Source organism: Streptomyces ovatisporus, assembly GCF_042653885.1.
Lineage (GTDB): Bacteria > Actinomycetota > Actinomycetes > Streptomycetales > Streptomycetaceae > Streptomyces > Streptomyces ovatisporus.
The window spans coordinates 62,088-75,948 of the sequence record NZ_JBHSFH010000015.1; the positions used below are offsets into that span (position 1 = coordinate 62,088).

Annotated in this window: 13 protein-coding genes; 9 read left to right on the forward strand and 4 right to left on the reverse strand. The window is 70.0% G+C overall.

What is annotated here, in order from left to right; genetic code table 11:
• Positions 1-32: 32 nt before the first annotated feature.
• Both ACFPA8_RS24375 and ACFPA8_RS24380 read right to left on the reverse strand, forming a co-directional pair.
• Positions 33-1,547 (reverse strand): amidase, encoded by a 1,515-nt coding sequence (locus ACFPA8_RS24375; protein ID WP_386451869.1) that lies wholly within the window; start codon positions 1,545-1,547, stop codon positions 33-35.
• A 2-nt stretch (positions 1,548-1,549) separates the two neighbouring features.
• Positions 1,550-2,653, reverse strand: coding sequence for an amidohydrolase family protein (locus ACFPA8_RS24380; protein WP_386451870.1), 1,104 nt, complete (start codon positions 2,651-2,653; stop codon positions 1,550-1,552).
• Positions 2,654-3,139: 486 nt separating this feature from the next.
• Between ACFPA8_RS24380 and ectA the strand changes: the two genes are divergently transcribed.
• From ectA to ACFPA8_RS24405, 5 genes are all read left to right on the forward strand, one after another.
• Entirely contained in the window at positions 3,140-3,667 is a 528-nt protein-coding gene (gene ectA / locus ACFPA8_RS24385; RefSeq protein ID WP_386451872.1) for a diaminobutyrate acetyltransferase, read from the forward strand.
• 125 nt (positions 3,668-3,792) lie between these two features.
• Positions 3,793-5,061, forward strand: a complete 1,269-nt coding sequence (gene ectB, locus ACFPA8_RS24390; RefSeq protein WP_386451873.1) for a diaminobutyrate--2-oxoglutarate transaminase — start codon at positions 3,793-3,795, stop codon at positions 5,059-5,061.
• A 76-nt stretch (positions 5,062-5,137) separates the two neighbouring features.
• Positions 5,138-5,542, forward strand: coding sequence for an ectoine synthase (locus ACFPA8_RS24395; protein WP_386451875.1), 405 nt, complete (start codon positions 5,138-5,140; stop codon positions 5,540-5,542).
• 93 nt (positions 5,543-5,635) lie between these two features.
• Positions 5,636-6,535 (forward strand): ectoine hydroxylase, encoded by a 900-nt coding sequence (thpD, locus tag ACFPA8_RS24400; protein ID WP_386451877.1) that lies wholly within the window; start codon positions 5,636-5,638, stop codon positions 6,533-6,535.
• Between the two features lie 193 nt (positions 6,536-6,728).
• Complete coding sequence (locus tag ACFPA8_RS24405; RefSeq protein ID WP_386451879.1) at positions 6,729-7,577, forward strand: urea carboxylase-associated family protein; 849 nt, start codon at positions 6,729-6,731, stop codon at positions 7,575-7,577.
• A 124-nt stretch (positions 7,578-7,701) separates the two neighbouring features.
• Here the strand turns inward: ACFPA8_RS24405 and ACFPA8_RS24410 are convergent, their stop codons facing one another.
• Positions 7,702-9,234 carry an aldehyde dehydrogenase (NADP(+)) gene (locus tag ACFPA8_RS24410; RefSeq protein WP_386451881.1) on the reverse strand — a complete coding sequence of 511 codons (1,533 nt, stop codon included), beginning with the start codon at positions 9,232-9,234 and terminating at the stop codon, positions 7,702-7,704.
• A gap of 123 nt (positions 9,235-9,357) precedes the next feature.
• On the opposite strand from ACFPA8_RS24410, the gene ACFPA8_RS24415 reads away from it, so the two are divergent.
• Together ACFPA8_RS24415 and ACFPA8_RS24420 are read left to right on the forward strand one after the other, a co-directional pair.
• On the forward strand, positions 9,358-10,128 hold the full coding sequence (locus ACFPA8_RS24415) for an IclR family transcriptional regulator (RefSeq protein ID WP_386451883.1): 771 nt from the start codon (positions 9,358-9,360) through the stop codon (positions 10,126-10,128).
• Positions 10,129-10,449: 321 nt separating this feature from the next.
• Entirely contained in the window at positions 10,450-10,809 is a 360-nt protein-coding gene (locus tag ACFPA8_RS24420) for a DUF952 domain-containing protein (RefSeq protein ID WP_386451885.1), read from the forward strand.
• Between the two features lie 83 nt (positions 10,810-10,892).
• Here ACFPA8_RS24420 and ACFPA8_RS24425 read toward each other — a convergent pair whose 3' ends face one another.
• Positions 10,893-11,468 carry a carboxymuconolactone decarboxylase family protein gene (locus tag ACFPA8_RS24425; protein ID WP_386451886.1) on the reverse strand — a complete coding sequence of 192 codons (576 nt, stop codon included), beginning with the start codon at positions 11,466-11,468 and terminating at the stop codon, positions 10,893-10,895.
• Between the two features lie 415 nt (positions 11,469-11,883).
• On the opposite strand from ACFPA8_RS24425, the gene ACFPA8_RS24430 reads away from it, so the two are divergent.
• Both ACFPA8_RS24430 and ACFPA8_RS24435 read left to right on the forward strand, forming a co-directional pair.
• Entirely contained in the window at positions 11,884-12,213 is a 330-nt protein-coding gene (locus ACFPA8_RS24430) for a GlsB/YeaQ/YmgE family stress response membrane protein (RefSeq protein WP_386451888.1), read from the forward strand.
• A gap of 224 nt (positions 12,214-12,437) precedes the next feature.
• Positions 12,438-13,676, forward strand: coding sequence for a TerD family protein (locus ACFPA8_RS24435; RefSeq protein ID WP_386451890.1), 1,239 nt, complete (start codon positions 12,438-12,440; stop codon positions 13,674-13,676).
• Positions 13,677-13,861: the final 185 nt, after the last annotated feature.

Below are 13,861 nucleotides of genomic sequence, written 5' to 3' on the forward strand. Positions count from 1 at the left end.
GGTGCGGTTCGGGGCGGAACGGAACGGGAAGCTCAGCCGACGCCGGCCAGTGCGGGCTTCCTGCGCTCCACCCAGCCCGTCGACTGCTCGTACGCGTACGCCAGTTGAAGCAGCTCGAAGTCGGCACGGGGCCTGCCCACGAGCTGCAGCCCCATCGGCAGCCCCCGGTCGCTGAAGCCCGCCGGCATCCCGACTGCCGGCACACCGGCCAGCGACCAGGGCACCACCGTCTCCATCCAGCGGTGGTACGTGTCCATCCTGCGTCCGCCGACCCGCTCGGGCCAGTGCGTCTCCTTCGCGAAGGGGAACACCTGTGCCGCCGGGGCGAGTACGTAGTCGTAGTCCCGGAAGAACTCGGTCAGCGCCGCGTACCAGCGGTCGCGCGACTCGGCCGCCACCGTGACGTCGAGGGCGCTCAGCGACAGGCCGCGCTCGGTCTCCCATACCGCTTCCGGCTTCATCCGCGCCCGCGTGCCGGGGTCGGCGTAGAGGCCGTACCGCTCCAGGGCCGCCCACCAGCGCCAGGTGAGGAACGTCCGCCAGATCTCCTCGGCCGGGAAGTCCGGCACCGCCTCGGCCACTTCGCACCCGAGCGCCTCGAAGGCGGTGAACGAGGAGCGGCACACGTCCAGCACTCCCGGTTCCGTGGCCAGGTGGCCGTTCCAGTCCCCGACCCAGGCGATGCGGGTGCCCCGGAAGTCGCGGTCGAGGCGCTCACGGAAGCGTTCCCCGGCCTCGGAAACGGCCGACGGCGACCCTTCGTGCGGCCCCGCCATCACCGACAGCAGCCACGCGAGGTCCGTCACCGTACGGGCCATGGGGCCCGTCACGCCCAGCTGCCCGGTGAATCCGGGAGCGGGAACGCGCCCCCAACTCGGGCGCATGCCGAGCACGTTGTTGAACGCGGCGGGATTGCGCAGGGAACCCATGTAGTCGCTGCCGTCGGCGACCGGCAGCATCCGCAGAGCGAGGGCACACGCCGCTCCCCCGCTGCTGCCGCCGGCTGTGAGCGCGGGGTCGTAGGCGTTGCCCGTCGTCCCCCACACCTCGTTGTACGTCTGCGAACCCAGCCCGAATTCGGGGGTGTTGGTCTTGCCGATCACGACGGCCCCGGCGTCCTTCAGACGCCTGACGAACAAGGCGTCCTGCCCTGCGACGCGGTCCCTGTGCAGCGGCGAACCCTCAGTCCACGGCAGGCCACGCGCCTCCGCGAGGTCCTTCACCGCGTACGGGAAACCGTGCATCCAGCCCAGGTGCCGGCCGCGCTCCAGCCGGCGGTCCTGCTCGCGTGCCTGCTCCAGGGAGAGTTCCGGTGCCTGCGCTCCGACGATCGCGCCGACGTGCGGATTGACCCTGTCGATGTGCGTCAGGTACGCCTGCATGACCTCGGTGCACGTCACCTCGCGTCGCGCTATGGCGCGGGAGAGGTCCATCGCGCTCCACGAGACGATCTCGGGCGCCTCCGCCTGCTCCGGGTCCAGGGCCTCCGCGGGGTTCTCCGGGGTGTCCCCGCCCTCCCCGTCCATGGGGGCTTCGGCGTCCGGCACTGCTACCGCACCACCTCTCCCCGCAGCACGACCCTCTGCGGGGACCCCAGCACCCGTACGTCTGCGCGCGGGTCATCCGTGTAGACGACGAGGTCGGCGGGCGCTCCTTCCTCCAGCCCGGGGCGGCCGAGCCAGCGCCGGGCCCCCCAGACGGCCGCCGACAGAGCGTCCGCCGCGGGGATGCCCGCCTTCACCAGCTCGCCGACCTCCGCCGGGACGAGGCCGTGCGGCAGGGACCCGCCGGCGTCGGTGCCCGTGAAGACGGGGATTCCCGCCTCGTGGGCGGAACGCACCGTCTCGTAGCGGCGTTCGTGGAGCCGCCGCATGTGCGCGGCCCAGCGCGGATACTTCATGCCGCCCGCGGCGAGCTGCGGGAACGTGGCGGTGTTCACGAGAGTGGGAACGATCGCGACGCCGCGCTCCGCGAAGAGCGGGATGGTCTCCTCGGTGAGCCCGGTGGCGTGCTCGATGCAGTCGACACCGGCTTCGACCAGGTCGCGCAGCGAGCTCTCGGCGAAGCAGTGCGCCGTGACCCGGGCGCCTTCCTCGTGCGCCGCGGCGATGGCCTCCTCGACCGCCCAGCGCGGCCAGCACGGGGAGAGGTCGCCCTCCTCCCGGTCGATCCAGTCCCCGACGAGCTTCACCCAGCCGTCGCCGCGGCGCGCCTCGCGGCGGACGTAGGCCGCGAGGTCCCCCGGCTCGATCTCGTGCGCGTAGTTGCGGATGTAGCGCTTCGTGCGCGCGATGTGCCTGCCCGCGCGGATGATCCGGGGCAGATCCGCACGGTCGTCGATCCAGCGGGTGTCGGAGGGGGAGCCCGCGTCGCGCAGCAGCAGCGCCCCGGCCTCCCGCTCCGTCACCGCCTGCTTCTCCGTGGTCGACTCGTCGACAGGACCGGCGGAGCCGAGACCGACGTGGCAGTGGGCGTCGACGAGGCCGGGCAGGACCCAGCCCTCGATGACGCCGGAACCGGGCTCTGAGTCGGGCACTGCGCGCGGAGGGCGCTCGTAGGTGATGCGCCCGTCCACCACCCACAGTTCGTCCCGTATGTCCTCGGGCCCGGCCAGCACGCGCCCCTTGATGTGGAGAATCCCGCGGTCACTCATGGCCCGCAGCCTACGAGCCGCCCGCCCGCCTTCACACCTGCCCGGCATTCCCGCAACTCCGCCCCGGTGCGGAACGTGTTGATCCCATTGCACTCGCGGGCCAAGAGATGCGACATTGAACTCGACGGAGGAAAATGCATTTCCCGGGTTTTATTGGAGCGTAGCCGCCCGTATTCTTGTTCCCGCTTTCCGGTCGCTTAAACACTCGGATTTTCTATGGTTACCATGGTGTAATTAGTGACCTTCCCAAGGTCGTTTCGGGGATGTGACAGACTCCACAAGGCGCCCGTATCCTCCGGGAATATCCTCTTAAGTCGGGGCAGAACGTGCTGCTCAGCTCACCTGCGCGCCTGCGCGCGATAACACACGACCCCCTTCTTGTGTAACCCTGGCCCGCCGTGCGTTTTTGGCATCTGCTGGGTAAATTTAATACCCATGACCGCCGCACAAGCAGACCATGCACGTGCCCACAGGAATTTCCTGGAAATGCCGGAGGGGCTGACACTCGACGCTCCACGACCGGAGGACGGGGCGGCGCTGTGGCGCATCGCCCGCGACTCACGGACGCTCGACCTCAACTCCTCCTACAGCTATCTCCTGTGGTGCCGCGACTTCGCAGGGACCTCCGTGGTGGCACGGAACGCGGACGGCGAACCGGTCGGCTTCATCACCGGCTACGTGCGCCCCCCGCGCCCCCTGACGCTCCTCATCTGGCAGGTCGCCGTCGACGAGGCGGCACGCGGCCGCGGGCTGGCAGCGGCCATGCTCGACGGGCTGGCCGCCCGTGTCGCACGGGAAGCGGGGATCGACGGGATCGAGACCACCGTCACCCCGGACAACACGCCCTCGAACCGCCTCTTCACCTCATTCGCAGAGCGCCACGGCGCCCGGATGGAGAAGGAGGTGCTCTTCGACGCCGGCGTCTTCCCCGAGAGCGGTCACGAACCCGAAGTGCTGTACCGGATCGGGCCGGTCACGTCCCTGACCGGCCTCGCGCCGCTCACCACGCGCTGAGCGTCCGCACGCCGGGTACCGCTTCGCGTCCCCGACTTCGAACAACTCTGCAAGTCCCCGCACATCTGCAAGGCACATCCGCAAGAAGCACATCTCAGCACTCAACTCACTCCCAGGAGCATGCTGTGACCATCACCCAGCCGGACCTCAGCGTCTTCGAGACCGTCGAGTCGGAAGTCCGCAGCTACTGCCGCAGCTGGCCCACGATCTTCGACCGGGCCCAGGGCTCGCACATGTACGACGAGGACGGTCATACCTACCTCGACTTCTTCGCCGGAGCGGGGACGCTCAACTACGGCCATAACAACCCCGTCCTCAAACGGGCGCTGCTCGATTACCTGGAGCGGGACGGCGTCGTGCACGGGCTGGACATGAGCACGGCTGCCAAGCGGGCCTTCCTGGAGACCTTCCACGAGAAGATCCTCAAGCCGCGCGAGATGAACCACAAGGTCATGTTCCCCGGCCCGACCGGCACCAACGCCGTGGAGGCGGCGCTGAAGCTCGCCCGCAAGGTCAAGGGCCGCGAGTCGATCGTCTCCTTCACCAACGCCTTCCACGGCATGTCGCTCGGCTCGCTCGCCGTCACCGGCAACGCCTTCAAGCGCGCGGGAGCGGGCATCCCGCTCGTGCACGGCACCCCGATGCCGTTCGACGACTATCTCGGCGGTACGACCGAGGACTTCGTCTGGTTCGAGCGCCTCCTGGAGGACCAGGGCTCCGGCCTGAACAAGCCCGCGGCGGTCATCGTCGAGACCGTGCAGGGCGAAGGCGGCATCAACGTCGCGCGTGCCGAGTGGCTGCGCGACCTGTCCGACCTGTGCGAGCGGCACGACATGCTGCTCATCGTCGACGACATCCAGATGGGCTGCGGCCGTACCGGCGCCTTCTTCTCCTTCGAGGAGGCGGGCATCAAGCCGGACATCATCACCCTGTCCAAGTCGATCGGCGGCTACGGCCTTCCGCTCGCGCTCACCCTGTTCAAGCCCGAACTGGACATCTGGGAGCCGGGCGAGCACAACGGAACCTTCCGCGGCAACAACCCGGCGTTCGTGACAGCCACTGCCGCGGTGGAGACCTACTGGACCGACAGCCAGATGGAGAAGCAGACTCTCTCTCGCGGCGAGCAGGTCGAGGCAGTGCTGCGCGCGATCTCGGAGGAACACACCGAGGACGTCGCAGACTTCCGCGGCCGCGGACTCGTGTGGGGCCTGGAGTTCCACGACAAGGACCGCGCGGGCGCCGTGGCCAAGCGCTGCTTCGACCTGGGTCTGCTCGTCGAGACCTCGGGTCCGCAGAGCGAGGTCGTCAAGCTCCTCCCGTCCCTGACGATCACCCCCGAGGAGCTCGACGAAGGTCTGCGTGTGCTGGCACGCGCAGTCCGCGAAACTGCTTGACGTCCCGTTCACGGCCCGCCCCGGTTGCGTCCGGGGCGGGCCGACCCCGTAATGAGAGAGAAAGGTAAGACAGAACGTGATCGTTCGTTCGTTCAAGGACATCGAAGGCACCGACCGACACATCAAGTCCGCATCCGGCACCTGGGAGAGCAAGCGGATCGTGCTGGCCAAGGAGCGAGCCGGCTTCTCCCTGCACGAGACCACGCTGTACGCGGGTACGGAGACGTCGATGTGGTACGCAAACCACATCGAAGCCGTACTCTGCGTCGAGGGCGAGGCGGAACTCACCAATGACGAGACGGGTGAGAAGCATCTGATCACCCCCGGCACCATGTACCTGCTCGACGGGCACGAGAAGCACACCATGCGCCCCAAGACCGACTTCCGGTGCGTCTGTGTCTTCAACCCGCCCGTGACGGGCCGGGAGGATCACGACGAGAACGGTGTCTACCCGCTTCTCACGGAACCCGCCGAGGACTGAGCTTCCAACGTCCGGCCGCCACAGGCCGGTTCGGCCTCCTTCAGGCCGCTCGCCAACCCACAGGGCCGTACGAGAGGAGAGGAAGGCAACACCATGACCACCGCACCCGAGCGAACCGCCGACCTGTACCCGACTCGCGGAGCCACCGAGGTGGCCACTCCACGCATGGACCCCGTCGTGTGGTCCGAGCCGGGTGCCCCGGGGCCCATCGAGGCCGCGGTGCTGGCGGACTACGAGCGGGACGGGTTCCTTTCGGTCGACCAGCTCATCACTCCCGATGAGGTCGACATGTACCGGCAGGAACTGGTCCGGCTCACCACGGATTCGGATGTCCGTGCCGACGAGCGCTCGATCATCGAGCCCAAGTCGGACGAGATCCGTACCGTGTTCGAGGTGCACAAGATCAGCGAGGTCTTCGCCGATCTGGTGGGTGACCCGCGGGTAGTGGGTCGGGCCCGGCAGATCCTGGGTTCGGACGTCTACGTCCACCAGTCCCGGATCAACGTCAAGCCCGGCTTCGGTGCCACAGGCTTCTACTGGCACTCCGACTTCGAGACCTGGCACGCGGAAGACGGCATTCCCAACATGCGGACCGTCTCGGTCTCGATCGCGCTGACCCGCAACTACGCCACCAACGGCGGCCTGATGATCATGCCGGGGTCGCACAAGACCTTCCTCGGCTGCGCGGGCGAGACACCGAAGGACAACTACAAGCAATCGCTGCAGATGCAGAACGCGGGGACTCCCTCCGACGAGTCCCTGACCAAGTTCGCCGACGCGCACGGCATCAAGCTCTTCACGGGCGAGCCGGGTTCGGCGGTCTGGTTCGACTGCAACTGCATGCACGGGAGCGGTGACAACATCACTCCATACCCCAGGAGCAATGTCTTCATCGTCTTCAACAGCGTGGAGAACGAGGCCGTGGAGCCGTTCGCGGCGCCGGTCCGCCGCCCCGAGTTCATCGGGGCGCGGGAGTTCACCCCGGTCAGGTGACGCCGGACGTCATACCTGAGCCCGCTGGATGAGAGGGGAGGCCGCACAACGGCCTCCCCCCTTTTTTCTGCGCGGACGGCTCTCTGCGGTGATCAGTGAGCTGCCTCCACACGACGCGCCGCGTCCAGCGCAGGCAGCAGGCACACGCCACAGCACCCCGGATACCCCCGACAGCGAGGGAGCGTACGCACGCATGGCCAGCACCACAGCCGCCTACCAGGCAACCGAGGGCGGCCCCCTCGACGTCGACCGCGCCTTCTACGAGCGGGCGGCCTCCGCGGAGGACGGACGCGAACTGGTCGAGCGCTTCACCGTGCCGATCCGCTCCGGCCGGGCCTGGGAGGTGCCCGCCGGGCACGTGTGCCGCCTGGTCACCGTGGACGGCCCGCAGGTGGGCGACCTGAACGTATGGAACAGGCACGACCCCCGCGAGCGGCTCTGGGCCTCGCGCACACGGCAGTTGCAGCGGGCGCACGTGAGCACCTACGACCGGCTTTGGTCGACGCTGCCGTTTCTGCGTCCGCTGCTGACCATCACCTCCGACACCCTCGCCGGCTACGGAACCGACGCGGAGGGCGGCAGGGTGCACGACCTGCTGGGGACGCGCTGCGACCCGTACGTCAACCGCATGCTGACCGGCGAGGACTTCGACTTCCACTGCCACTCGAACCTCGTGCGGGCCGTACTCCCCTACGGTCTCACCGAGTTCGACGTGCACGACGTCCTCAACGTCTTCCAGTGCACGGGGCTCAACGAGGACGACCAGTACTTCATGAAGGACTGCCCGGCACGCCCCGGCGACCACCTGGAGTTCTTCGCCGAACAGGACCTGCTGTGCGCGCTGTCGACGTGCCCGGGCGGTGACTTGTCGGTTCCCATGTGGGGACCCGGCTCCGACGTGGACCCCGTCGCGTTCTGCCATCCGATCGGCGTCGAGGTCCACCGCCTCGCCCCGGAGCTGCTGACGGGCTGGACGCCGCCGGAGCGGGCCGCGTACCGCAATCTGCACGGGATGAGCCGTCCCGAGTGGCGTACTGCCTGAACTCCCGCGCCCCGCTGAGAGGTTGCAGAGGACCGCAGCTCGTGCCGGAGCTCCGGCCGCACCCGGCGCGTGGGGGCCGGGTGCGGGGGCCGGGTGCGGGTTACGTACGCGCCGACGGCGCCTCTCAGCGCTCCCAGCGCCCGTCGACGCGGCGTGGCAGCCCCAGCGGGTTGGACTCCCGCAGCTCGGGCGGCAGCAGCGGGTCCGGCGCGTCCTGGTACGCGACGGGACGCAGCCAGCGTTCGATGGCGGTGGCGCCGACGGAGGTCGAGGTGGAAGTGGTCGCGGGGTAGGGGCCGCCGTGGTGCTGGGCCGGAGCGACCGCGACACCCGTGGGCCAGCCGTTGACCAGGACACGGCCCGCCAGCGGGGTCAGAGCGGCCAGCAGCCGCGCGCCCCGGCCGCCGTCGCCGGCCGCTTCGCCCCCGCTGAGCTGCAGGGTGGCGGTGAGGTTGCCGGGCAGGCGCGAGAGCACTGCGGAGACCTCGTCCTCGTCCCGGTAGCGTGCGACGACCGTGACCGGCCCGAAGCACTCCTCCAGCAGCAGTTCGTACTGCGGCTGTCCGATCCTCCCGGCGGGAACGGTGAGGAAGCCGGCACCGACAGTGTGCTCGTCCTCACCCGCTCCCGCGAGCACGGGAGCCTCGACGCCCTCCAACTCCGCACGGGCGCCGACCCCTTCCAGGAAGGACTCGCGCATGCGGCTGTCCAGCAACGGTCCTCGGGCCGCCTCGGTGACCTTCTCCCGCAGCGCGTCCAGCAGCCGGTCGCCCGCCTCGCCCTCCGGGGCGAGGACGAAGCCCGGCTTGGTGCAGAACTGGCCGGTGCCCATCGTCATCGAACCGGCGAGACCCGCTCCGATCTCCTCCGCGCGCTCGGCCGCGGCGGCGGCGGTGACCACGACCGGGTTGAGGGAGCCGAGTTCACCGTGGAACGGGATCGGCGCGGGCCGGGCGGCGGCGGCGTCGAACAGGGCACGCCCGCCGCGGACGGAACCGGTGAAGCCTGCCGCCGCGACGAGCGGGTGCTTGATGAGCTCGACGCCCGCCTCGAAGCCGTGCACCACGCTGAGGACGTCCTCGGGCAGCCCCACTTCGGCGGCCGCCCGGCGCAGTGCGGCTCCCGTCAGCTCGGACGTCGCGGGGTGGTCCGGGTGGGCCTTGACGACGACGGGGCACCCCGCCGCGAGTGCGCTGGCGGTGTCCCCGCCGGGCACGGAGAAGGCCAGCGGGAAGTTCGAGGCGGCGTAGACCGCGACGACGCCGAGCGGAATCCGGTAGCGGCGCAGGTCGGGGCAGGGCGGAGTCGCGTCGGGGTCGGCGTGGTCGACGGTGACCCCGAGGTAGGTGCCGTCCTCGATCTCGTCCGCGAAGGCACGGAGCTGGGCCTGGGTGCGGGCCAGCTCGCCCGGGAGGCGCGGCCGCCCGAGCGCGGTCTCCGCGTCCGCCGTGGTGATGATCTCCTCGCTCGCCGCGCCCAGCTGAGCTGCGGCGGCGCGGAGCAGCGCGGCGCGCACGGCGCGGTCCGCGAGCGGCTCGACGGCGCCGTGCGCCGCGCGTACTGCCGTGTCGACGTCGGCGGGTGTGGCCTCCGTGCCGACCTGTTCGCGCTGCTCTCCGGTCCGGGGGTCGACGCTCCACACTGGTGCTGCTGCCACCGTGATTTCCTCCTGCCGCGTGCTTGTCTCCGCAGAGAGGTCGTTCGATATGCTGAACAACGTCTCTGTCGGTGAACCACTGCCGGGGACCCTAAGAGTGCCGCAACGAGGGGGTCAAGGTCGATGTCAGCCGGTGAGACGGGTGCTTCGCAGGTCAAGTCCGCTGTCCGCACGGTGGAGCTGCTGGAGTTCTTCGCCGGGCGGCCGGGCATGCACTCCCTCGCCGCTGTGCAGGAAGCGGTCGGGTACCCCAAGTCCAGTCTGTACATGCTGCTTCGCACGCTGGTCGACCTGGGCTGGGTGGAGACGGACTCCACCGGCACACGCTACGGCATCGGGGTGCGGGCGCTGCTGGTCGGAACCTCCTACATCGACGGCGACGAAGCGGTGGCGGCCGCCCGTCCGACGCTGGACCGCCTCTCCGAGGACACGACGGAGACCATCCACCTCGCCAGGCTCGACGGCACGAACGTCGTCTACCTCGCCACGCGCCAGTCGCAGCACTATCTGCGGCCCTTCACCCGGGTCGGACGCCGGCTGCCGGCGCACTCCACGTCGCTCGGCAAGGCACTGCTGGCCACGTACGACGACGAGCAGGTACGCAAGATGCTGCCGGAGACGCTGCCCGCGCTGACGGAGCACACCGTCACGGACCGCGAGGCCCTGATCGAGGAGCTCGCGCTGGTACGGGAGCAGGGCTACGCCGTGGACCGCGAGGAGAACACGCTGGGGCTGCGCTGCTTCGGCGTCGCCATCCCCTACCGGACGCCGGCGCGGGACGCCATCAGCTGCTCCGTGCCCGTCGCGCGTCTGACGCCGGCGCACGAGCAGATGATCAGGGAGGCACTGTTCGACGCACGTGACCGGCTGACGCTGGCGACCAGGCGCCTCTGACCGCGGGCGGGCAGCGGGCAGAGGCCGCTGCGAGGCACATCCGGAGCCCGGCGGCGAAACGGCGGCCGGGTGCGGGGACCCGGTGGGCGCGGTACGGCTCGCCGTCCGGCTCCCGGCCTGACCCGCCGGACCTGCCGGACCTGCCTCGGTGAAGGCTCAAGTGGCCGCAGTCCTCGCGGAGTCGGGCCCCGGACCGTACTCGTGCGGTGGCCGAGGCGTACGCCCCGGGCTTCGTCAGAGCCGGAACGCGGTGAGCGACGGCCCGGGCGGCCTCCTCCGGTGCGAGGTGTCGTCACGCACTCACCTGGCTAACCTGGCCTCATGGCTGAGCTGTTGCACATCACGGAGCGCTCCCTGTGGGAGTCCGCCCGCCCGTCGGGCAGATACGAGATGTCGACGCGGGGGCGGACCCTCGAGGAAGAGGGCTTCATCCACTGCTCGCTGCGGCACCAACTCCCGCAGGTGGCGAAGATGCTGTACGCCGACACGGATCCCGCCGAGCTCGTGGTCCTCGTCATCGACAGCGAGCGGATCTCCGCGCCCGTGCGCTACGAAGCGCCGGTTCCCGACGCCGCGAGCGGGCCCGGGACGGAGAAGTACCCGCACGTCTACGGTCCGTTGCCCGTGGAGGCCGTCGTCGCCGAAGAGGCGTGGGAGGGGCAGGCCGGCAAGGCGGAGTGATGCGCGTGTGGTGAACGGCCCGCTCCGGACGGGCTGTTCACCACACGGGCGTCGCGGGCCCGGAAGGAAGGACCCGGCATCCCCTAAGCGGAAGCCGCTCCCTTCCGGTGCGGCTGCACCGCGCACTGGTCGGAGAAACCCTGGCCGACGAGGCCGAGTGCCGCGTTGATGCGGGAACGGTGGTTCTCGACGGCGACGATCGCCGTGAGCTCGACGAACGAGCGCTCCCCCAGCCTGCGCATCAGCTCCTCCGCCATCGCGTCCGTGACCGTGGGCTCGGTCTCGGTCATCGCCTCGGCGAACTCCATCACCAGCAGCTCGATCTCGCTGAAGCGCTCCCTGTTCTCCCGCCACACCGGCACGTACTGGACCTTCTCCATCGGCATGCCGAGGTCGTCGGCGAGCCAGTACCCGAAGTCCACGCACCACGAACAGCCGATACGGGCCGCCGAGACCATCTCCGCGAGGTGCTTCAGGCCGGGGTCGAGGGCCCGCCACTTGGCGATGCTCTGCTCGTAGATCGCACCCGCCCGCAGCACCCTGGGGTTGTGCCCCATGGCCAGCAGCGGGTCGAGGACTCTCCCGTACTTGCGGCGCGAGTACCACTCGGCGAGCCGCAGAAAGACGGTGCGCGGCGGATCGAGCGAGATACGGGCCATGAGCTGCTCCTTCGTCCCTGACGTGTAGGCGTTCCAAGCCGTTCCGGCTGACACCTCTACGACGGGACGGGGCGTGCGGATGTGACACGCGCCGCAGGAGTCGCCCGGCCGGACTCGGCAATACGACCAGGCGCTCCCGCGCTCTCCCGCCGTGACCGCCCACCGCGCGCCACGCGCCGCCTGCCGGGGTGGGCTCCCTTCCCGTACGAGGAGGGAGCCCACCCCGGCCTCTCCCCACGAACACCCCTGAACTCACCGCCGGACGAGAGAAGTTGGATTCAGCCACGCCCGATCGCGGTTGTCCCGGCGGCACTTGGGCACGGAACGGCCCATCCGGCGGCACTGAAGCGGAGGCCGGCGGGCATGATGGTTCCCGAACCGATCACCACGGTCGCTCACGGGGAGGCGCTTCACCATGCTTTTCATCGCAGACACAGATCCGGAATCGGCCTTTTCCGGCCTTGTGGAGTCCGGCGTCGTCAGCTGGCTGATCCTGGGACTGGTCGCGGGCACCATCGCCAAGGTCATCCTCCCGGGCCGCGATCCGGGCGGGCTGCTCGGCACGATACTCATCGGCATCGCCGGTGCGTTCATCGGAGGCTGGCTCTCCTCGACATTCCTCGACCGCTCCGTGGACCACGACTTCGTCGACCCGACGCTGTGGGTGTCGGCCATCGCAGGGTCGCTGGTGCTGCTGATCGCGTACCGCATCTTCTTCGGCCACTCGCGCGAGCGGCGACGCTGATCCTCGGAGGCTCCCGGAGGCGGTCCGTCACGGGCTCGGGACGATGCTGCCGGGCCCGGTGCGGGGCCGCCTAGTGCTGTGACCGGGAAGACGCCGTCCCGGCCCCCGCGCCCTCGCACCGCACCGGGCTGCGGGGTCGGCCGGAGCCGCCGACCGCGAAGGCACCGGGCCCTCAGCAAAGGAACTGCAAAGCACAGCCGCTCGTTACGACCGGCATGACCGCAATGACTCCTGGCTCGAACCTTCCGCTGACCGCACCACGGGTGGCGGTGGAAGTGACCGCACCGACCCGGCTCGACGTCTCGGGGCTGCTGCTCGGCGAGCAGGGAAAGGTTCGATCGGACGACGACTTCGTCTTCTACAACCAGCCCACCGCACCAGGCGTGACGCACAGCAGCGGCACCGCCGACACCATCACCGTCGACACCGCCGCGGTCCCTGCCGACGTGCACAAGATCGTCGTCACCGCCAGCCTCGACACCCCCGGTGCGTCCTTCGCCGGTACGGAACCGACGGCGACCGTGCGGGACGCCGCCACGCAGGCGGTCGTCGCCACGTTCACCCCGCCCCAGCTGGGCCCGGAGACGGCACTGGTCGTGGTCGAGGTCTACCGCCGCGGCAACGCGTGGAAGGTGCGCGCCGTCGGCCAGGGCTACGCCAACGGGCTGGGCGGAATCGCCGCCGACTTCGGCGTCGACGTCGAGGAGCCGGCCGCACCTCAGGCGTCCGCGGCGCCGGCCGCGGCCCCCGGGCGGACCGCACCTCCCTCCCCGCCGCCCACTCCGCACGCACCGCCGCCGCAGCCCGCCCCGCAGGCGGCGCCCGCTCCCCCGCCCACTCCCGCCGCGCAGGCAGCAGCACCGCCCTCCACAGGCAAGATCAACCTGGACAAGGGCCGGGTCAGCCTCCAGAAGAACCAGACGGTCTCGCTCACCAAGGGCGGACGTCCCATGCTCAGCACCGTGAAGATGGGCCTCGGCTGGGAGCCCGCGTACCGGGGCCGCGGCCGGGGCCAGGACATCGACCTGGACGCCTCCGTCATCGCCTACGACGCCAACCGCAAGAAGGTCGACGCCTGTTACTTCGGCAAGCTCGTCATCCTCAACGGCGTCGTGCAGCACTCCGGTGACAACCTCACCGGCGAGGGCGGCGGCGACGACGAGGTGATCACCGTCCACCTCGGCGACCTCCCCGCGCAGGTCTCCGGGCTGGTCTTCACCGTGAACTCCTTCTCGGGACAGAAGTTCACCGAGGTGGCCAAGGCGTACTGCCGCCTGATCGACGCGGCCACCGACCAGGAGCTGGTCCGGTTCGACCTCAGCAACGCGGAGCCGCGCACCGGCGTGCTGATGTGCAAGCTCGTACGCCAGTTCTCCGGCGAGTGGGACATGACGGCGCTGGGTGAGTACGTCGACTCACGTACGGTCCGCGGCATGGTCAAGCCGGGAGGCGCCGCGCTGTGACCGCCCGTGAGGCGGGGACGGGCCGTCCGGGCCCGCCCCCGTCCGCTTCCTCCCCTTCTGCCGCTTACCGATCCCGCCGTCAGCAATAGGGCGCCCGATCCGGGGTACCGCGAATGCACGGTCGCTGGCACCCCCGCAGCACGTACGCGCAGACAGGCTCCCGAAGCAGGCAGAAGGAGGCGCTT

What these genes read in the sequence shown, in the direction of transcription:
- ectA (WP_386451872.1), top strand. Translation starts at nt 3,140, where the DNA reads ATGCCGGAGGGGCTGACACTCGACGCTCCACGACCGGAGGACGGGGCG.
- ACFPA8_RS24425 (WP_386451886.1), bottom strand. Translation starts at nt 11,468, where the DNA reads ATGGCCCGTATCTCGCTCGATCCGCCGCGCACCGTCTTTCTGCGGCTC.
- ACFPA8_RS24380 (WP_386451870.1), bottom strand. Translation starts at nt 2,653, where the DNA reads ATGAGTGACCGCGGGATTCTCCACATCAAGGGGCGCGTGCTGGCCGGG.
- ACFPA8_RS24430 (WP_386451888.1), top strand. Translation starts at nt 11,884, where the DNA reads ATGCTTTTCATCGCAGACACAGATCCGGAATCGGCCTTTTCCGGCCTT.
- ACFPA8_RS24435 (WP_386451890.1), top strand. Translation starts at nt 12,438, where the DNA reads ATGACTCCTGGCTCGAACCTTCCGCTGACCGCACCACGGGTGGCGGTG.
- ACFPA8_RS24415 (WP_386451883.1), top strand. Translation starts at nt 9,358, where the DNA reads ATGTCAGCCGGTGAGACGGGTGCTTCGCAGGTCAAGTCCGCTGTCCGC.
- ACFPA8_RS24405 (WP_386451879.1), top strand. Translation starts at nt 6,729, where the DNA reads ATGGCCAGCACCACAGCCGCCTACCAGGCAACCGAGGGCGGCCCCCTC.
- ACFPA8_RS24420 (WP_386451885.1), top strand. Translation starts at nt 10,450, where the DNA reads ATGGCTGAGCTGTTGCACATCACGGAGCGCTCCCTGTGGGAGTCCGCC.
- thpD (WP_386451877.1), top strand. Translation starts at nt 5,636, where the DNA reads ATGACCACCGCACCCGAGCGAACCGCCGACCTGTACCCGACTCGCGGA.